We start from the raw sequence: 19,041 nt of genomic DNA on the forward strand, positions 1-19,041 counted from the left end.
GCGGTCGGCGTCGGTCAACGTCGGGTTGCGCACCACCCCGAGCACCCGCTGGGCCTGCTCGTAGTGCGGCATCAGCTCGGCCCGCCAGTCGGTGATGTGCGACCACTGCCGGTCTTTGAAGAACGGCTCGGGCGGCACGTAGAGCGTGTTGGCATAGTTCAGCGACCCGCCGCCCACCCCGGCGCCGGCCAGGATCATGACGTTGCGCAGCAAGTGAATTCGCTGAATGCCGTACATGCCCAGCTTCGGCGCCCACAGGAACTTGCGCAGGCGCCAGGAGGTTTTCGCGAACTCGTCATCGGCGAACCGGCGGCCGGCTTCGAGCACCCCGACGCGATAACCCTTCTCGGTCAATCGCAGCGCGGTGACGCTCCCCCCGAAACCCGAACCGATGATCAGGACGCCGTAGTCAGGTTGCATCGGAACAGTATGAACTTCAATCTCGAGATTGACGATATGCAGGAAAAGTGCGAAAAGGACCCTACGTGGCGTCAATCTCGGCGCATGCGCTCTGTTCGCTAACTCCCCAGGTCAAGCCGACCTTCTGCAATTCCTTGAGGTCGGAGTAGCCGGCCTTGGCCATCCACCGGCGCAGCGCGCCGACCAGGTTCAGCGTCCCGAACGGGTCGTCGGACGGGCCCATGAACACCTGCGTCAGCGGCGGCCGCTCACCGGTAGCGACCTGCAGCAGCGCACCACACGGCAATGACGGCTGCGTGGCCGCGGCCGGCCAGAGCCACCCCTCGCCGAGCGCCTCGGCCGCGGCCGCCAGCGGGGTGCCCAGCACCACCGCGCCGGCGCCACAGGCGATCGCCTTCGCAAGATCGCCGGAAGTGTGGATGTCGCCGTCGGCCAGCACATGCGGATACCGGTCGCCGGTCTCATCGAGATATTCGCGCTCGATCGGCAACCGACGCGAACCGCCCCGCAACCACAGGCGGTGCTGCGGCGAGGCCACCGCTTTGCGTTATCCATGATCATCGCCTGGTCTGCTACTCGTCTTCCGGCTGGCGACCAGCGCCGTGAGGTAACCGCCGAGGGAGATGCCGTTCGCGCGATCATCGAGTCAGGCTCCTGGGAGCGGATCCACGACAGCAGGCGCCGGATATCCCACACGGCCTGAGCCGCACCGTGGACCACGTTGAGCACGTCCTCACCGGGGAACGCGGCGCCCTGCGGCAGGCCCCGCCTAGGGGGCGGTGCAGGGGAAAGACGGGAAGCACGACATTCAGGCCGAGATCGGAGTGCAGATGCCAGGCACGAAACAGCGCGAGGTCGAGGGCGGCCCGTCCCATCTCCGCGCCGTGCACACACACCAGCCATGGTCGCGGCTCGCGATGCCGCAACATCAAGCCGTACTCCCGGTCATTGGCGGTGTAGCTCAGCCACCGTTGCCGGCCCGGTTCGCCCGCCCAGGGCTCATACTCGCTGTCGAAGAACAGGCGCTGGTAGCTGCGCCCCAGGCTGGTCACCGGCCTGACCGCGACGTCGGTTAGCGGCGGGGGTGCCGCGAAGAACCCCTGGGGGCTTTTCGAGCCAGCCCTGCTGTTGGTGGCAACCTCCACCCGGTCGACATCTGCGACGCCGTCTCAGGCTCGATGAGTGCGTTACTGTGGGACTATGCTGCGACTCGTCCCGATAAGGCAGTCCAATGAACCTGGTAGCCAAAGCTTTCGACAAGATCGTCAATCCACCGCGGGTGTCGGATCCGGACCGGCTGCGCGCCGCGGTGTCCGGCAAGACCGTGCTGGTGACCGGTGCCTCCTACGGACTCGGCGAAGCCACCGCGCGCAAGCTCGGGGCGGCCGGGGCGACCGTGCTGCTGGTCGCCCGTTCTGCGGACAGGCTGGCAGCCCTCGCGGCGTCGGTCAACGCGGGCGGCGGCCGCGCAGCCGCGTACCCGGCCGATCTGACCGACCTGACGGCGGTCGCTGCACTGGCGAAGAGGCTCACCGAAAACCATGGCCCGATGGACGTCGTCGTCAGCAACGCCGGCAAGTCGATCCGGCGGTCGCTGCATCTGCAGTACGACCGGCCGCAGGATTTCGACCGCACCATCGACGTCAACTACCTCGGCCCGGTCCGGTTGCTGCTCGGGCTGCTTCCCGCGATGAGGCGGCGCGGCAGCGGGCACATCGTGAACATTTCGACGCTCGGTGTGCGCACCGCACCAGGCCCACGCTGGGGCACCTACCTGGCGTCCAAAACCGCGTTCGATGTCTGGTTGCGTAGCGTCGCACCGGAGCTGCGCGCCGACGGCGTGCATGTGACCTCGGTGTACATGACGTTGATGCACACCCGGATGAGCGCACCCACGCCGATCCTGCGCAGGCTGCCGGGCCTGTATCCGGAGCAGGCCGCCGACATCGTCGCGAAGGCGATCATCGAACGGCCCCGCACGGTGCAGCCGTTGTGGGTGTGGCCGGTCGAAATCAGCTCGATGCTGCTGCCCGGGCCGCTGGAGGTCGGGATGAGGCTGTTGTATCGGTTCTCCACCGATTCCCCAAGCGCTCAGGGGATTCAGCGATGACGGCCGCGAACATCGTCACCGCCGCGGCCCGGGTGGTGCTGCGATCGGGATTGTTTGCGCCCGCTGGGCCGCTGACGATGTTGCGCATCGTGCGTGAGGCAGTTCGAGGTCGTGCGAACCCGGCTACTGGGATGGCGATCGCGGCGGCTCGCTGGCCGGACCGGACCGCGGTGATCGACGATGACGGCGCGCTGAGCTACGGCCAGCTGCGGTCCCTCATCGAATCCCTCGCGGCCGCGCTGGTCTACCGCCACGGCGTCGGACCCGGGGTCCGGGTCGGCATCCTGTGCCGCAACGGGCGCGGCTTCATGCGGGCGGTGTTCGCGGCGGCGTCGGTCGGTGCCGACGTGGTGCTGCTCAACACCGATTTCCGCACCGCCGCGCTGGCGACCGCGTTCGGCGCGCACCGGATCCAAACCGTGATTTGTGACGACGAATTCGTCGACCGGGTGCATGCGGCAGACGAGGCCGTCGCCGTCGTCGATCTCGCGGCGCTTGAGATCGACGAGCGCGAGCCACGGCCGAAGGCTGGGCCGCCCGGTCGGATCGTGCTCCTGACGTCCGGCACGACGGGCACACCCAAGGGTGTGCCGCGCACACCCAGTATCACCCCGGTACTGGGTGTTGGAGTCGTGTTCCTCGACCGCATCGGGCTGCGCGCTGGAAGCCGAATTGCCGTGCCGGTGCCCATGTTTCACGCGTTCGGGTTCGGGATGCTGTTGCTCACGGTTATACTCGGCGGCACGCTGCTGACGAGACGCCGGTTCGACGCCGAAGCAACGCTCGCGCAGGCGTCGTTGCATCGCGCGCACGCGCTCGCCGCGGTCCCGGTCATGCTCGCCCGGATTCTTGACCTTTCGGACGAGGTGCGGGCGCGAAACCCGGTTCCGTCGCTACGCGTGGTGATCTCCGCCGCGGCACGCCTGGATCCGAGCCTGGCGCAGCGATTCATGGACGCCTACGGCGAGATCCTCTACAACGGCTACGGCTCCTCGGAGGTCGGCATCGGGTCGTTTGCGACGCCCGCCGATCTACGGGAGGCACCGGAAACGGTTGGCCGGCTGGTCGCCGGCTGTCCGGTCGAAATTTTCGACGAGAACCACAGTCCCGTCGGGCCGCACGTCATCGGGCGGGTGTTCGTGGGTGGTGGCCTGACGTTCGACGGCTACACCGGCGGCAGTGGCAAGGATGTGGTCGCCAGGATGACGGACACCGGGGACATGGGCTACTTCGACGAGGCGGGGCGACTGTTCATCGTCGGCCGCGAAGACGACATGATCGTCTCCGGTGGAGAGAACGTCTACCCCCGCGCGGTTGAGAACGCGCTCGGCGAACATCCCGACCTGGCCGACCACGCGGTGATCGGTGTCCCGGATGAGGACTTCGGCCAGCGGCTCGCTGCGTTCGTCGTCCCCCGCCCGGGCGCCGACATCGACGAAGCCAAACTGCGGGAGTACCTGAAGGACAAGGTGTCTCGCTTCGAAGAACCGCGGGACATCACCGTCGTCGCCGAGATCCCACGCAATCCCACCGGCAAGGTGCTGCGAAACGAACTGCCGACATGACGGGCGACGCTGCTGGCGCCAGCGCATCCCGATTCGGCGCCAAAGCTGACCATGCCGGACCCGCATCTGGGTCATGCCGGCTCTTCAAACTTAATCGGGCAGTTGTGATTTCGCTCTCATGGGCGTGTCGTCGAAGTTGGAGGCCCTTGGCCTTCTGAAGTCTGAAAAGTTGCGAAGCATTCAGGCGAACGAAGGGAACCAAGGCCGTGTCCGACGGTACGACATTGTTGTTTGGGCTGCCAGGAGTGAAGGTCGAGCGTGTCGAGCGTTTGTCGGACCGGATGCGAGTGGTGCACGTGTCGACGCCCGAGGAGCCGGCGGCGGCGTGCCCGTCGTGCAGGGTATGGTTGAGCCCTCTGTGCCCGCGGGCTGCGGTGCTCGACCACCCGTCGGCGCGTGATGCCGTGCGCAGCGAAGTCGAGTGGCGTGCTCGCCGGCCTGAGCGCCGCTCACACGAACGCGCCCACGCCGGTGATGTCGCGGCCGCGACCATGGGGTCGATGCGACAGTAGGCGGAGTTGGTGCGGCCCTAAGTCCTTGACCGATGGCTTATTGCCAAGTGATCTAAGCGACTTTCGACCGCCGGAGCGAGGCCCTAATGCCCTCGTTACCAATGATCTCCGGCGAGGAAAATCTCCGTCACGGTTCGGATTCTTGAGCGGAAGCACCAATATGTCCGGAGGCCTGCACTATGACCAAACCGATTCCGCCGCTGGACCTGTCATGGCTGCTGATCGAGTCACCGACCAGCACGACGCACGTCGGGGCGATGCTGCTGTTCAAAAAACCGGCGGGCCGCACGCCCATCGTGCGCGAGATCGTGGAGGCGTACCGGGCGTACCCGCCGGCGCCGCCGTTCAACTATGTCCCGGAACTCTTGGGAGGTGGCGCCCCCCATTTCCGGGAGGTGGCGAGCTGGGACCCGCACTACCACATCCAGCATCTGGCGCTGCCCGCCGGAGCCTGCTACGACGACCTTCTGCGGCTGGTCGCCGATCTGCACGAGCCGAAACTCGATCGCGACCGCCCGCTGTTTCGCTGCTGGGTGCTCGATGGGGTACCGGGGCGCATGTTCGCGATCTACACGAAGAGCCATCACTCCATCATCGACGGCGAATCCGGCCTGAAAAGACTGTACGCCGGGCTGGGCACGTCCGATCGACACACGGTCCCCAAGCCCGGCTTTGCGCTCGGCTTGCCGGCACCCGCGCCGCACCCGCCGACACCGGTCGCGCGGCGAATCGCCGACTCGATCCGCGCGGCGGTCACGCAGGTCGAGGCACTCAACCAGGTCTCGATCGGCGCGCTGCGCAAGACGCTCGCCGGGCTCGTGGGCTCGCATCTCGAAGGCAGCCTGCCGTTCACCGCGCAGCACGCCCCGACCAACGAGCCGCTGCAAATGGGGCGGAGATTCGCGACGCTTTCGCTGCCGCTCGAGGAGATGCACGAGGTCGCCCGGCACTTCGGGGCAACCCTCAACGACGTGGCCGTCACCGTGGTCGACGCCGGGCTGCACGCCTACCTGCGCGAGACCGGCCGCGCCTTCGCGCACCCGTTCATCGCGATGTGTCCGCTGTCGCTGCGTGCCGAGGGCGATACGGCGATCGGCACGCGGGTGTCGGCGATGTTCGTGCGACTCGGCGAGCCCGGCACGACCGCACCGGAGCGAATCCGGCAGGTGGTGGACTCGATCGCCACGGCCAAGAAGGAGCTGGGCAGAATGTCGAACGACGCGGCGATGACCTACGCGGTCGGACTCATCGCGCTCGCTGGCCTGGCAGCATCGACACACCTGGACCGGGTTACGCACCCTGCCTGCAACCTCGTTATCTCCAATGTGCCGGGCGCGAAGGAGCCCCGGTACCTCAACGGTGCACGCCTGCTTGGCATCTATCCGGTCTCCGCGCTTGCCGCCTCCATCGGGCTGAACGCCACGCTTACCTCCTACCACGACCGCATGGACTTCGGGTTCGTCGCAAACGCCGCGGCGATTGACGACCTAACGGAGCTCGCGCGCCACACGCTGCAGGCCTATCAGGAACTGACGGAGGCGGCGGGGAAGCAGCCGGCGGGTCCAAAGCGCGCGTTTTCCTGAACGACCGCCACCTCGAGCCGCCGCAGCCGGCGGTCAGCTCAAGATCACTTCAATCGATCTCTCCCACATCCTCCGCGACCCGCCCAGGACGGCGACGGGGCTCTGGTCTCATTCGGGCATATCGCGGTAGCGACCCACGAGCGCCAACGACCCTGCGGGCCAGCAATGGGCGTCGGCAGACTTCGAGACCGGTGATTGCTGCTGCTGTGTAGACATCCCAGGCCTGTAACTTGTCAAGCCGCCGACGGCATGCGGTGGACCCAGGCGGTTGTTCGGCGTAGTGGGGTGTCGTGGCGCAGGCAGCCGTGCAGGATGCCCACGAGTCGGTTGCCCAGGGTGCGAAGCTGGTGGGTGTCGCCAGCGCCGCGGTGCCGGTCATAGAGCGCCTGTGCGCCGGGGCTGGTGGAGATCGCGTCCGGCGTTCAGCGGGAAAGTGTTGCAGCGTCGACTCTGTGGCGCCGCGGTGTGCGCAGACCGAGCACGCGTCGGCCGATATCCAGAAACTGCTGGCGCAGGGAGTCCTCGTCGATATCGGCCGCTGCGCCCGCTGCCGCCCCAGCCAATCCGGTCAGGATGGCTGTGGCCTTGATGATGCCGGCGGGCCCGGGTTCCGGCTCTGCGAGCAAGGCCATCTGGCGCTCGATCACATCGCTCCATTCGGGTTGGTCCCTTAACACACCGCGGACGCTGGGGTCGGAGGTCAAGACGGCAGCGACCGACCGGTTCCTGGCAACGACATCCGCGTAACCGCTCAACATCGACTCTGCTCGGGCGTGCGCGGTGCGTTGCCGGTCCGCGGCTTCGATGACGGGTCGAATTTGATGCAGGATCGGCTCCATCGCGGCGATCAGCAGCTGTTCGCGTGTACGGAAGTGGTAGTAGATCGCGGCCTTGGTGAACCCCAGTTCGTCGGCGATCATTTGCAGCGAGGTACCGGCGAAACTGTGCCGGATGAACAGTGCCAGAGCGACATCGAGAAGACGTTGCCGGGTATCGGTCGGCCAACCGGCATTGTCCAATGCGGGTGCGGTCATGCCGTCCCTTCCTCATCGTCTACTCGATCGCTAAGCACACTACTTGTCGATCGGCAAGTACTCAACTTTACGATCGACTAGCATTTCACTTTACGATCGGCTAGCATCTCGGGTACCAGCGGCGCAGGATCGGCCGCCGATTCTCATGCACAGAGAGGCTGTAGATGGGCCATCTTGAGAAGCTCGCGGAGGTTCGTGGACGCAGCACTACCCTGACCTCGACATCGCGCAGCGGTCATCTGCGGCCTCGGTGAGGTAGGCACGTGCCGAGCCAATCGCCCACCGAAAGTTGCTGTCCGACGCAGACGCCTGACGACATCGATCTTCCCGCGCTGCGGGAAAGGTACCGCCAGGAGCGTGACAAGCGACTGCGCACGGACGGTTCGAAGCAGTACGTGGAGTTGGCGAACGAATTCGCCGAGTACGCCGAAGTCGATCCGCACACACCACCAATGGTCCGCGACCCGATCTCCGAGGAGGTCGACGTTGCCGTTCTCGGCGGGGGTTTCGCCGGTTTGCTGTCGGCGGTCGCGCTGAAGAAGGTCGGCGTCGAGGATGTGCGGATCATTGAAATGGGTGGAGACTTCGGGGGCGTCTGGTACTGGAACCGTTTCCCCGGGATCCAATGCGACAACGACGCGTACTGCTACATGCCGCTGCTCGAAGAACTCAACTACATGCCGACCAAGAAATTCGCCGATGGCGCCGAAATTTATGAGCATTGCCGGCGAATCGGTAAGCACTTCGGTCTCTACGATTCCGCCATCTTCTCCACTCAGGTCCGCACCCTGCGCTGGGATGAGCCGATCAAGCGTTGGCGGGTCAGCACCAACCGCGGTGACGACATGCGCGCCCGCTTCGTGGTGATGGCGTCGGGTTCCTTCAACCGGCCGAAGCTGCCCGGCATCCCGGGGATCAAGGACTTCAAGGGCCATAGTTTCCATACGTCACGGTGGGACTACGAGTACACCGGCGGGGACGCGAGCGGTGGGCTGGACAAGCTGGCAGACAAGCGAGTGGCGATCATTGGCACGGGCGCGACCTCCGTTCAGGTGGTTCCGTTCCTGGGCCGGCACGCCGAGCACCTGTATGTGTTCCAGCGCACGCCGTCATCTGTCGACCAGCGGAACAACCAACCCACCGATCCCGAATGGGTGAAGTCGTTGAAGCCGGGTTGGCAGAAGGAACGGCAACGCAACTTCCACGCCTGGGCCTTCGAAGCGCCTGTGCCGGGTCGGCCCGACTTCGTCTGCGACTTCTGGACCGAAGTGGGCCGCAATATGGCCGCAAAGCTCGCTGAGATGGACGATCCCGCCGCACTGTTTGCCGAGCAGCTCACCGAACTGCGCGAGCAGGTGGACTACCAGGTGATGGAACGGTTGAGGCGCCGCATCGATGACATCGTCGAGGACACGCAGACGGCCGAGGCCTTGAAGCCCTACTACCGGTTCTTGTGCAAGCGGCCCTGCTCAAACGACGACTACCTGCCGACCTTCAACCGCAGCAACGTCACGCTGGTCGATGTGTCGCAGACGAAAGGTGTCGAACGGGTCACCGAAAAGGGGGTCGTCGCGGGCGGCGTCGAATATGAGGTCGACTGCATCATCTTCGCCAGCGGCTTTGAAATCACGACCGAGATCAGCCGCCGCTACGCGATCGATGCGATCGAGGGTCGCGAGGGCCTGTCGCTCTTCGATCAGTGGCGGGACGGCTACAAGACGCTCCACGGGATGACCAGCCATGGTTTTCCCAACCAGTTCTTCATGGGTTTCACTCAGGCGGGCGTGGCGGCGAGCAACAGCGCGATGTACGAGCAGCAAGGCGAGCACATCGCCTACATCATCGCTGCAGCGCTGGCGCGCGGTGCCACCGCGGTGGAGCCCAGCCAGGAGGCTCAGGACGAATGGCGCAGAGTCATCCGGGAGACCGCCGTCCCCAATACACAATTCGAGCTCGAATGCACGCCAGGCTATTACAACAATGAAGGCGGTGGCGGCGGAGAGGGAATCCGGTCACATCTGGGCGAACCCTTTGGGCCTGGCTTCTATGCCTTCGGCGAGTTGCTGGCTGAATGGCGCGGCAAGGGCGATCTCGATGGCCTTGTCCTCGGAACACGATGAGGAGACTGTGATGACGATCGCGACGAGGGATATCACGCCCCGGACAGCGACCGAGGTCCTGGCGGACAAAGACGAGCTGCTGAGCGGCGTCCACGCCGCGAGGCTGCGTGAGTTGCTCGAACACCGGGGCGTGCTGGTCTTTCCACGGATCGGTTTCACCGATGACGAGCAGGTCGCCTTTACGCAGACGCTGGGTAGCTTGGCGCCCGAACTTCGGGGGGAGCAGGTCTACAACGTCACGCTGGATACGCAGGTCAATCAGCAGGCCGACTACCTGAAGGGCTCGCTGTACTGGCACATCGACGGAACAATGAACGAGGTACCAATTCTCGCGTCGTTGCTGTCGAGCAAGGTGCTTCCGGCCAGCGGTGGTGGTGACACCGAGTTCTGCAACACATACGCCGCCTACGAGGATCTGTCAGACGGGGATAAGTGGGAGCTCGAAAGACTGCGCGTGATGCACTCGGCGTGGAACACGCTGTATTACTACGATCCCGAGCCCAGTCTCGAATCCCTGCGACGCATGATGGCAATCGGGGACCGGGAGTTGCCGCTGGTGTGGACTCATCGTTCGGGCCGCAAGTCCCTGATCTTGGGCTGCACAGCGCGCCACGTCGTCGACATGGATTTCAAAAAGAGCGCCGAATTGCTCGTACAGCTGCGTGATTGGGCCACACAACCGCAGTTCGTCTACCGTCACCAATGGTCGGTTGGGGACCTCGTCATCTGGGACAACACCGGCACCATGCATCGCGCCATGCCCTACGATCCCGACTCAGGCAGGTTGCTGAATCGGACCAAGCTCAAGGGTGAGGAACCCTTCGCCTAACGGGTGAGAGGGATCGGAATGGACGCCGTCACAGCGGAACTGAGAAATTTGCTCGAGCGCGAGATGATCCGCGACCGTATCGGCCGCCTCGCCCGCGGCGAGGATCGCCGCAACGCCGAACTCATTTCTGCATCGTATTGGCCCGACTCGACGATCGATCACGGCGTGTTCGTCGGCTCCTTCGAGGAATACCTCGCCTGGGTTGTGCCCGGCTCGCCGGAAATCCAGGCAACGCAGCATGTACTGGGCCAGAGCGTGATTGAGCTGAGGAGCGATACGGCTCTCGTCGAAACCCACGTGATGTCCTACCATCGCCTGGCGATGGGAGACGAGCACCGCGATACGGTCATCGGCGGCCGATACCTCGACCGGATGGAAAGGCGTGGCGGTGAGTGGCGGATCGCGCAGCGCACGATGCTCTACGACTGGTACCAGGATCTGGGTCAGTCGATCGACTGGTCGCAGGGCGTGATCGGCATGCCATTCAGCGCAGACCACTACTCGGGCCGGGCCGTCGGTGATTACAGCGAAACATTCTTCGGCGAGCGATGGCCGGAACAGCGCGGCAGTACTCCCAAATGAGGATGCTGACAGGCAAAGTCGCAGTGGTGACTGGCGCCAGCCGCGGGATCGGCAAGGGTATTGCCCTGGCGCTCGGGGCGGAGGGGGCCACTGTCTACGTCACCGGGCGCACGGTGGCGCCAGGCTCTCACCCGCTGCCCGGCACGGTGGTCGAGACGGCGGCGGAGGTCGATCGCCGCGGCGGCAACGGAGTCGCAGTCCAGGTCGACCATGCCGATGACGAACAGGTCGCGGCCCTCTTCGATCAAGTCCGGCGCGAGGAAGGCAGGCTCGACATCCTGGTCAACAACGCCTTCGCCCTCCCCGAGGACCTGACCGACCCCAGACCATTCTGGGAAAAGCCGCTGTGCAATTGGGACATGGTCGATGTCGGCGTCCGCTCCAATTACGTCGCTGCCTCGCATGCGGCCCAGATCATGGTCCTGCAGCAGTCGGGGCTCATCGTCGCCATCTCGGGCTACGTCGGGGTGACCTACACCTACGGTGTCGTCTTTGGGCTATGCAAGGCTGCGGTCGACAGGATGGCGCGGGACATGGCCATCGAGCTCGAACCGCACAACGTCGCGTCGCTCTCCCTGTGGCAGGGACTCACCCTCACCGAGCGGGCGCAGCACAATCTGACGTGCAATCCTGAGATGACAAAGCTGACCGTCACCAATCCTGCCGTCGGCTGCACCCCGGAATTTCCCGGTCGAGTCATCGCCGCGCTGGTCGCCGATCCTGACGTGATGAAGCGGTCAGGAGGTACCTTCATCACCGCCGAGGTCGCCCAGGACTACGGGATCACCGACATCGACGGCAAAGTCATTCCCTCGCTGCGGGCCGAACGCGGCGCACCGATCTGGAGGCCGATCACCGAGGGCCGCCATGGACGCTGACCGGCTCGAACGGATGGACCAGCTCCTCGATCGCCAAGACATCCTCGACTGCCTCACCAGATTCAGCCGCGGCATGGACCGATTTGACCGAGAACTCTTCCTATCCGCTTTTCATCAGGACGCGGTGATCGCTGCAGGCGATTTCGTTGGAGGCCCAGTAGATCTCTACGAATGGGCGTCGGCGATGCACGAGCAGGGGCAGTTCGCAACGCACCACAACCTGCTCAACAACACCTGCGAGATAGATCGCGATATCGCACATTGCGAGACCTATTACCTATTCGTCGGGCGCAACCGCGACGAGACCAACTGGATCGCCGGGGGGCGCTACTTCGACCGGCTGGAACTGCGCAATGGAGCATGGCGGATCGCGGTCAGGACCAACGCCATCGAATGGTCGGGGATGATCCCAACCATGCCGCTCCCGTTCGCCGAGGTGCCCGACATCCACTGCAACGGCACACCATCGCGCAGCAGGGCGGATCCGTCTTACGAACGGCCGCTGGTCAACCAGCGCGAGAGGCGCACCCCGCTCAGCGACGTGTCTGACGCCTGAAAGCGGCAGGCCAACCTGGCAACAAGCCCCACGGCCAATTCCAGATCCTGTTCCGCTTCTACAGACCCGACAGGCCGGCAACGGGTTAATCGATGGAGACAAGTCCCGCTATTCGCCGTCGGGGAGCCCTGCTTTGTGACCACACGTTACGAGCGGTGGTGAACGATCTGCGCGTCGGTGCACGTCCCGCCGCGCCAACAACTGTCGCCTGACGCCGCCGATCAGCGGAAATGCATTAACCCATTTTTCTGGGGGTCAGCCAGCCCGGTGCTCACCGTGATCTGGCGGTCGTACCGCAAACCGTGATCGTGCGACCATGTCAGCTGGGGGCTGCCATCAGCTGGTCAAGATGGCCGCGCTGAGTAATCACGGCGTATCGATCCGCGGGGAGTGCGTCTGCGTTGATGTCGCGGTCACCAGCGGTATCTACCGAATCGGGACTGGAACCCCGACCTGAATCGGCAGGCCGCACCGCATGTCGATGACGTGGTATCTGGGAAAGCAACGCAGGCTGAACTGGTCCTTCTGCCGGGCAGGGGACATCAACCTGGAACCGGAGAGCCCGCGACCACGAAGGATCGAGGTTAGTCGATCCGTGCTGTTTCTTTGCGTTCGGTGATGGGGCGGGCCAGTTCCTTTGCTTCGCAGTTCTTTTGGAGTTTGTCCAGGGTTTCGTCGAGACCGGGGCCGAGCCGGGGACCGGGGGTGAAGGTGGCCGGCAGATGGCGCATGCCCTGGATCACGCCGATGGTTTCGTAGTGCACCGTGCCCTCGGGGTCGCAGCGGCAGTCGGGCATCCGATCCAGCATGGCGGTGAGCATCGACTTGAAGACGGTTCGCCCCACGTTCGACCCGATGCAGCGGTGCACGTCGATGCCGAAGCTGAAGTGGCGATTGCCTTTTCGGTCCAGAATCAGCGTGTTGGGATCAAGGAAGATCGCTGGGTCACGGTTGGCCATCGCCCAGGAGATCCACAGTCGTTCGCCCTCTTTGAACTGTGTCCCCTCGATCTCGACCTCTTCGGAGAACGTGCGCCCATCACCGGGTGCCGGTGTGTAGAAGCGCAGGAACTCCTCGGTGGCCGAATCGAGCAGGGTGTCTCGCTCGCGGCTGAGCCGGTCGCGCTGGTCGGGGTTCTCCGAGAGCCACTCCAGTGAATGCGCGGTCAACGCGGTGGTGGTGTCGAACCCGCCGCCGATGATCAGGGTGAGCATTCCGAGGAGCTCGATGTCGGGGGCCGGCTCACCGTCGATGCGCATGGTGACCAGCGCATTGACCAGCCCCGGCCGGGGGTGTTCCCGGATCTCGTTGATATTGGCCAGCAGGTCCAGAGCCATCTCCTGGTTCTGTTCAGCAACTCCGCAACGAGCGCGCTGACCGCACGATGCGCTTCCTCGGCGTGCGCCGTCGCGGCGATGACCGGTCGGTGTGATTGAGCCATTGACGTCTCCCTTCACCGACTCAACGTCGGCGTACAAGTCGGTATGTTCAGCGCTGCAACGGGTTACACCACTGTCCGTAAACCTCCGTATCAAAGTCGACCCCGCCAGCTTCGACAATGAAGGCCGCTGCCTGGGCACGGACGCGGGCCGACCTGAAACCACGCTAAAGGCTCAACCATCGTTGAGGTCAAGTAGCGGGCTGGGCCAGCTGCACAGCGAGCTCGACGATGCCCTGGACATGATGTTCGGCGCCATGCACAGCCCCGATGGTCTGCTACCGCGGGCGGTACACGTCCGCGCGGTAGTCAACCCGCAGGATCGATACGAGGCTGTGCTCCTCGTCAAGCCGGTACAGGATGCGGTACGGGCCGCGGCGGGCGCTGAAGCTGCCAGCCAGGTCGCGGCGTAGCGGCTTGCCGACGCGGCGCGGTTCCTGTGACAGGTCCCCGAAGGCGAATTCGATGACAGCGGACAACACGCGCGGCGGGAGCCGGTTGAGGTCCCGGCGGGCCGTGGCGGTGAACCGAACCGTATAGGCCACCGCCGCCGGTCAGCTCTCTGCGCGCGGCACACCGAATTCGGCGCGGATCTCATCTTCGCCATAGGTCCGGCCGGCCGCAATGTCGGCGTCGGCTTCGGCGATGGACTCCTTGATGCCGGGCTGTGAGAGCCAGTACAACGTCTCCTGCAGCGATTCCCATTCGTCGGCGCCGACAAGAACGGCCGCCGGCGCGCCGTTCTTGGTGATCGTGATCTGCTCCTGGGTCAGCGCAACAGCGTCGACGTACTCGTTCAGCTTGTCCTTGATCTTCGAAATCGGGAGGATCCGCATAGGGCAAGTGTAGGCTTTTATATAGCCCCGTGAAAGGCCTGAATAAAGGACATAACGTTTCTTATGTCAAGTGGCCGAAGTCCGCAGTCGCGGCTTGAGGACGCCGAAGCCGTAGATCATGAGCGCTGCTTGGACCGCCAGGCCGATCCCGGCTGACACGACGTGCACCATCGGCGAGACGAGCTCATGCGCCGAGAGGTACACGATCGTGTAGATCCCGACTGGGATGTTGACAAGCAGGCTCACAACGAAGCCAGGGTTGTATCCCAGTTTGACGAACATCACCACATGCGAGAGCGCATTGATGACCGAGAAGTAAGCCATCCACAGCCCGAACGGCAGGCCGACCGTCGTGGCCAGAACCGCCGAAATGGGAAATGCGACATACACGACTGGCACGTTGATCCATACCGACACACGCGCGTTGAGCGGCTCCTCCGCAAGCGGCGAGCCCAGCACTTTCGTGTTGAAGAACTCTTTGAAGCCACCGGGGAACACATACTCCTCGAACTGGTGCAGGAAGTACACCGGCAGTTGGGCCCAGATGAGGAACAGCGGGAAGTCCGATCTCAGGATAAACAGCACCAACAGCATCGTCACGTACACGGCCAAGAAGATCGTCGAAATCGGCCAGTACCGCTCAAGCCACTTCAACACCATCCGCTCCTCACACGCACATAGACCGCAGGCACGATCGGCGACGATCGGGTGGTGGCTCGCCGAGGCCCCATGGCGGTCGCAATCCCTGCCCGAGTTGGGTGGATTCACCACGGTAGGCCGATTCGAACTCGAAATCCAAAGGTGCGGCGTGGACTCCGAAATATCAGCCCGCCCGCCTGACATACGTCGACGGTATTGACATAGGTAGGAGCGGGGTGGATCGCTGGGTTGTGGATGTCGACGTATCGCTAGCGGTCATCGCATCGGTCGCCGATGAGCATCCCGTACACCGAGCGCGGAGCTCGTCCCCAACGCCCACCGACGAATATGCGGAAATCGAATACGCTTAATTACCAGTAAAACTCGCTGTATTCTTTATTGCGTTACGCGCAGCATGTTTCGATATTTGTCGATGGAGTCGCTTAGTTGGTGCCAGCCGTGTTCTACAGTAGCGCAACAGTTTCCGAAGCCCGCTCGTCATGCAGATCTGAGAGCGATGATGCATCGGATGAATCAGCTCGGCACGATCAGGCCAACGGTGCTGCGCCCCCGCCGGGGGACTGATCGCCGGCGCGGGTCATGCCGATGGGAGCCACCCGGGGCGTCGTCGACTGTGGCCCACAGCTTGGCCGACCTGAGCCCGCCCCCGCAATTCGAGACGGCGGGCCACCTTCGCCATCGCGCGCGAGAAATCGTCGAACTTCTTGACGGAATGCCGTAACGATAAAAGAGCGCCACGCAAATCGGGGTGCACGGCGCGCTGAGATACTCCAGCCGCTGGTCAGTGAACCGGCGCGAACGTTTGCGTAACGTCAAACGAGTTGATCGGCATGCCCACCTCCGCAACGCTGCGAGCTCGTGGTCCTCATCGTCTCCTTCCTTGACGTGGTCGCGAGCGACGAACACCCATGGCGCGCAGGGACTCCACATCGAAGGGACCGGTGCCCAGGATCTGGTGCACCTCCCACTCGATGATCTCGATGCGGGCCTGCCGATGTGCCGCCAGGGGGTCTTCGGCGGCGACCCGGGCCGCGTCGTCCCGCGAGTGCGCCCGCACCACGTACAGGCCGGTGCTGCGATCTCGCGCCGGTCCGGACATGACGATCGTGCCGTGACCGTGTTGGGCGCGCATCCAGGTCAAGTGCTGCCCAAGCAGGGGGTCGTCCACAGTGATCGGGTGCGGGTCGTGGCGAAGCACCAAATACCAGTTCATTGTTCCTCCTCGGGTGCTGTCAGGTTTCCGCCGCCCGCAGCATCGGCGGCGGCCAGCTGGCCGAAGAACGCCACGAGCAGCTCGTCGTCGCTGTCTGGTGGCATGCGATCGAGGCGCTCGAGAGCCTGATCCAGCACCGGCGTGTCGGCACCCACTGTGCGGCGAAGTCGTGCAGTTCGGCCAACGACGCGGCCAGCGTGCGCAGCGGCGCCCCGCCGGTGTGGCTGCCAACCGGGCCGAGTACCCGCGGACCGCGCATGTCAAAGACGTTCGAGGACACGATCGTTCCCGACAGCATCGCCAGCACATCGGCCAAGTCCAGGCCGGCTTTGTGGGCGAATGCCAGGGCTTCGGCGGCAACGAGGCTGTGGCCGGCCAGCAGAAGATGCGCGGTGTATTTGGCCCGCGTGCCGCGACCAAACTCGCCCAGGTAGTACACCCGGGAGCTGATCGCCGTCAGCAGCGGCAGCACCCGGTCGTGGGCCTCGCGGGGCCCGCTGCTGAACAGCACCGCCTGCCCGCTGATCGGGCAATCCAGCGTTGCCCAACCCCGCTCGCCCAGTTGGCGGGCCGCGGCACGCTTGGCTTCCTCGGGAAGGGTGCTCATCTCGATCAACACCCCGCCGCCGCGGGTCGCCGCCGCCAAGCCGTGCTCGCGGCTGATCACCGAGGCAAGCGCCTGTGCGGAGGGCAGCACCGTCACGACCACCGGGCACGACTGCGCCACCTCTGCCGGGCTGGAGCCGGCCCGACCGCCGGCGCGAAGAAACGACGGCGGCGCGCCGCTGCGCCGATAGCCGACGACGGTGAGGCCGGCGGCGAGAAGCCGCTGCGCGACGGGCAATCCCATCTCCCCAGACCCACCACCCCGATGGTGCCTGCAGCGTCCGCACTGGGGTTTGCCGTCATCAGATCACCTCCTTAGACATGTGGGCTGGGCGTGGCCGACTCGGCGTGCTACGGAGACCAATGCTGCGCCAGCCAGTGTTCGAAGGTCTGCACCCGCGGATCGAGTTGGGCGGTCAACGCGCGATCGGCCTGATAGGCGGGCGGTTTGGCGAACCACGCGAACATCGCCCGCAGATCGTCGTCGCCGGCGGCGTCCAGCGGTAGTGGTTTGTAGCGTGCCGGCATCGCCGCCTGACGCCCGAAGGTCGCGGCGATCTGTGAGCCAGTCAACTCGTCGCCGGCGATCTCGACCGCACCGCAGGGCACCCGACCCGGGTCGATGACCACCGCCGCGGCCACGACGTCGATGTCCTCGACCGCTACCATCTGCAGGGGATGCCGTCGGGCAGCGGCAAACGCACCGCGACGGTTCCGTCCTCAGGGGCGGGTGGCCGGGCCACCAGGTTCTCGTAAAAGAATGGGGGCCGCACGAAAATCGCGGGAATCCCGATACTTTCGATGTGCTCCTCGACGCGCGGCTTGCTTTCAAAATGCGGGATTCCGGTGTGGCGCTCGGCGCCGCCCACCGAGGTGTAGACCAGATGGCCCACCGACGCCGCTTTCGCCGCGTCGGCGATGGCGATGCCGCTTTCGCCGCGTCGGCGATGGCGATGCCGTCCGCGGTTTCCCGGCCAGAATCCATCGTGGTCATCGCAAAAACTCGAGACACCCCATCAAAGGCCGCCCGCAGCGTGTCGGATCGTCGAAATCGGCGAACACCAACTGCGCACCAGCCGACGCCAGTGCCGCAGCCGCCGGCTTCGCAGGGTCACGCACCAGCGCCCGTACGCTCACTCCCGCGCTCAGCAGCGCCCGCGCCGCCGCGCCGCCGTGGCGTCCCGTGGCTCCGACAACGGCGACGATTCCGTCTACCGGCATGGTCTTGCTCCTCTTCGAATCGTGGCTCTAAACGCGTCGACTTCCTCGGGCGACCACTGATCCATCGGTGCACAATTGACGGCCGGGGCCGGTCCGCCGCGGTAGTGCTTGAGCAGCAGGTATTTCATGATGACGTTCCTTTCCTGTCCTGGGGACATCGTCGTCGGTGACACTCCGGGGACGGAACCGAGCGGCCGTTCTCGACATTGTGGACCAACGGCCGCACCATGAATGCCGCCACTCCAGCAGGTGCACCAACTCGCGAACGAAACACAACGGCAGCGGCTGCATCCCCGGCGTCGGCTGCGGCTCCGGTCACGGATAACAAGCGAATCGGGCACGGGCACAGCCGGTCTGGTCCAGAAGCGGTTGGCGCGGCCCGCGCCAAAGAGGCGGGCGCGAAGAGCTGGGTCGCTTCTCGGAGGCTGCGTCGACGAACGAGAAATTGATCGTTGATCGCTCACGCGACATCTCGTGGGAATCGTCAGGACGGTTGTCACCGAAGCGCCCCCTGCGGCGGCGTGCGCGATCAGATCAGATGACGACTAGCGTCGGCGTCATCCTGCCAACGCGATGGCGGTGCCGATCGGTGCGATCACCGGGCCGGGGTCTACCGTCGAACGTGATATGTCTACCGTCGAACGGGATATCTGGAGATGAGGCCACGTGGATAGAGCTGACCACGAGCGGCGGGACGATTTCGACGAGCGGACTTTACATGTCGGCGCGGGTTTTCACGAGCAGGAGCGCCCGCAGCTAGCGGAGATGTTGGCGCCCCTGGCGGCGCACCTGGGACGGTGGAGCCCCGACGAGGTGGACGTGGAAGTCTCGGTACACGATCGAGGCGGTAAAGACCAGCGCGTCACGCTCCGCGCGAC

Annotated in this window: 19 protein-coding genes and 5 pseudogenes; 10 read left to right on the top strand and 14 right to left on the bottom strand. The window is 64.8% G+C overall.

Features of this window, described 5'->3' with window-relative positions:
- The 3 genes and pseudogenes from VKI00_RS03930 to VKI00_RS03940 all read right to left on the bottom strand — a co-directional run.
- Nucleotides 1–420 (bottom strand): NAD(P)-binding protein (locus VKI00_RS03930; protein WP_324435565.1); only part of this gene is annotated, 420 nt, incomplete at its 3' end.
- A gap of 61 nt (nt 421–481) precedes the next feature.
- Nucleotides 482–898 (bottom strand): annotated as a pseudogene (locus VKI00_RS03935) (IMP dehydrogenase); the annotation flags it as partial.
- A gap of 108 nt (nt 899–1,006) precedes the next feature.
- Nucleotides 1,007–1,545, bottom strand: a pseudogene (locus tag VKI00_RS03940) (hypothetical protein); the annotation flags it as partial.
- Nucleotides 1,546–1,651: 106 nt separating this feature from the next.
- Here VKI00_RS03940 and VKI00_RS03945 point away from each other — a divergent pair.
- The 4 genes from VKI00_RS03945 (at nt 1,652) to VKI00_RS03960 (ending at nt 6,190) form a co-directional block, all read left to right on the top strand.
- Nucleotides 1,652–2,530 carry an SDR family NAD(P)-dependent oxidoreductase gene (locus VKI00_RS03945; protein WP_324435567.1) on the top strand — a complete coding sequence of 293 codons (879 nt, stop codon included), beginning with the start codon at nt 1,652–1,654 and terminating at the stop codon, nt 2,528–2,530.
- Nucleotides 2,527–4,095 (top strand): AMP-binding protein, encoded by a 1,569-nt coding sequence (locus VKI00_RS03950; protein WP_324435569.1) that lies wholly within the window; start codon nt 2,527–2,529, stop codon nt 4,093–4,095. The genes VKI00_RS03945 and VKI00_RS03950 overlap by 4 nt, the downstream gene beginning before the upstream one ends.
- A gap of 206 nt (nt 4,096–4,301) precedes the next feature.
- Nucleotides 4,302–4,607, top strand: a complete 306-nt coding sequence (locus tag VKI00_RS03955; RefSeq protein ID WP_324435571.1) for a hypothetical protein — start codon at nt 4,302–4,304, stop codon at nt 4,605–4,607.
- A gap of 179 nt (nt 4,608–4,786) precedes the next feature.
- Nucleotides 4,787–6,190 carry a wax ester/triacylglycerol synthase family O-acyltransferase gene (locus VKI00_RS03960; RefSeq protein WP_324435573.1) on the top strand — a complete coding sequence of 468 codons (1,404 nt, stop codon included), beginning with the start codon at nt 4,787–4,789 and terminating at the stop codon, nt 6,188–6,190.
- A 233-nt stretch (nt 6,191–6,423) separates the two neighbouring features.
- Here the strand turns inward: VKI00_RS03960 and VKI00_RS03965 are convergent.
- A pseudogene (locus VKI00_RS03965) lies at nt 6,424–6,603 on the bottom strand (IS110 family transposase); the annotation flags it as partial.
- Nucleotides 6,604–6,612: 9 nt separating this feature from the next.
- Nucleotides 6,613–7,224: a helix-turn-helix domain-containing protein gene (locus VKI00_RS03970; protein ID WP_324435575.1), complete on the bottom strand. Its 612-nt coding sequence runs from the start codon at nt 7,222–7,224 to the stop codon at nt 6,613–6,615.
- Nucleotides 7,225–7,487: 263 nt separating this feature from the next.
- Here VKI00_RS03970 and VKI00_RS03975 point away from each other — a divergent pair, with 263 nt between their 5' ends.
- From VKI00_RS03975 to VKI00_RS03995, 5 genes are read left to right on the top strand one after another with little or no spacing between them, the layout of a single operon-like run.
- A complete protein-coding gene (locus VKI00_RS03975) occupies nt 7,488–9,344 on the top strand; it encodes an NAD(P)/FAD-dependent oxidoreductase (RefSeq protein ID WP_324435577.1) in 1,857 nt (618 codons plus the stop codon).
- Nucleotides 9,345–9,354: 10 nt separating this feature from the next.
- Nucleotides 9,355–10,173, top strand: a complete 819-nt coding sequence (locus VKI00_RS03980) for a TauD/TfdA family dioxygenase (protein ID WP_324435579.1) — start codon at nt 9,355–9,357, stop codon at nt 10,171–10,173.
- 18 nt (nt 10,174–10,191) lie between these two features.
- Complete coding sequence (locus tag VKI00_RS03985) at nt 10,192–10,755, top strand: nuclear transport factor 2 family protein (protein ID WP_324435581.1); 564 nt, start codon at nt 10,192–10,194, stop codon at nt 10,753–10,755.
- Nucleotides 10,752–11,633 carry an SDR family NAD(P)-dependent oxidoreductase gene (locus VKI00_RS03990; protein ID WP_324435583.1) on the top strand — a complete coding sequence of 294 codons (882 nt, stop codon included), beginning with the start codon at nt 10,752–10,754 and terminating at the stop codon, nt 11,631–11,633. The genes VKI00_RS03985 and VKI00_RS03990 overlap by 4 nt, the downstream gene beginning before the upstream one ends.
- A complete protein-coding gene (locus tag VKI00_RS03995) occupies nt 11,623–12,189 on the top strand; it encodes a nuclear transport factor 2 family protein (protein ID WP_324435584.1) in 567 nt (188 codons plus the stop codon). Before VKI00_RS03990 ends, VKI00_RS03995 begins: the two co-directional genes overlap by 11 nt.
- 584 nt (nt 12,190–12,773) lie before the next feature.
- Here VKI00_RS03995 and VKI00_RS04000 read toward each other — a convergent pair.
- From VKI00_RS04000 to VKI00_RS04040, 9 genes and pseudogenes are all read right to left on the bottom strand, one after another.
- Nucleotides 12,774–13,547, bottom strand: a pseudogene (locus VKI00_RS04000) (cytochrome P450); the annotation flags it as partial.
- 358 nt (nt 13,548–13,905) lie between these two features.
- Entirely contained in the window at nt 13,906–14,172 is a 267-nt protein-coding gene (locus VKI00_RS04005; RefSeq protein ID WP_324435585.1) for a type II toxin-antitoxin system RelE/ParE family toxin, read from the bottom strand.
- A gap of 9 nt (nt 14,173–14,181) precedes the next feature.
- A complete protein-coding gene (locus VKI00_RS04010; protein ID WP_324435586.1) occupies nt 14,182–14,463 on the bottom strand; it encodes a type II toxin-antitoxin system Phd/YefM family antitoxin in 282 nt (93 codons plus the stop codon).
- Nucleotides 14,464–14,529: 66 nt separating this feature from the next.
- Nucleotides 14,530–15,120 carry an HXXEE domain-containing protein gene (locus VKI00_RS04015; RefSeq protein ID WP_324435587.1) on the bottom strand — a complete coding sequence of 197 codons (591 nt, stop codon included), beginning with the start codon at nt 15,118–15,120 and terminating at the stop codon, nt 14,530–14,532.
- An 868-nt stretch (nt 15,121–15,988) separates the two neighbouring features.
- Entirely contained in the window at nt 15,989–16,336 is a 348-nt protein-coding gene (locus VKI00_RS04020; protein WP_324435589.1) for a YciI family protein, read from the bottom strand.
- 19 nt (nt 16,337–16,355) lie between these two features.
- Nucleotides 16,356–17,186, bottom strand: a complete 831-nt coding sequence (locus VKI00_RS04025; protein WP_324435591.1) for an NAD(P)-dependent oxidoreductase — start codon at nt 17,184–17,186, stop codon at nt 16,356–16,358.
- Between the two features lie 107 nt (nt 17,187–17,293).
- Nucleotides 17,294–17,611, bottom strand: a complete 318-nt coding sequence (locus tag VKI00_RS04030; protein WP_324435592.1) for a hypothetical protein — start codon at nt 17,609–17,611, stop codon at nt 17,294–17,296.
- The gene (locus VKI00_RS04035) at nt 17,605–17,835 is read right to left on the bottom strand and encodes an NmrA family NAD(P)-binding protein (protein WP_414687111.1); all 231 of its coding nucleotides are present in this window, start codon (nt 17,833–17,835) and stop codon (nt 17,605–17,607) included. Before VKI00_RS04035 ends, VKI00_RS04030 begins: the two co-directional genes overlap by 7 nt.
- Before the next feature lie 97 nt (nt 17,836–17,932).
- Entirely contained in the window at nt 17,933–18,163 is a 231-nt protein-coding gene (locus VKI00_RS04040) for an NmrA family NAD(P)-binding protein (protein ID WP_324435594.1), read from the bottom strand.
- 666 nt (nt 18,164–18,829) lie between these two features.
- Between VKI00_RS04040 and VKI00_RS04045 the strand changes: the two are divergent.
- Nucleotides 18,830–19,041, top strand: a pseudogene (locus VKI00_RS04045) (hypothetical protein); the annotation flags it as partial.

Origin of the sequence: Mycobacterium sp. (genome assembly GCF_035314665.1) — a bacterium.
Taxonomy (GTDB): Bacteria; Actinomycetota; Actinomycetes; order Mycobacteriales; family Mycobacteriaceae; genus Mycobacterium.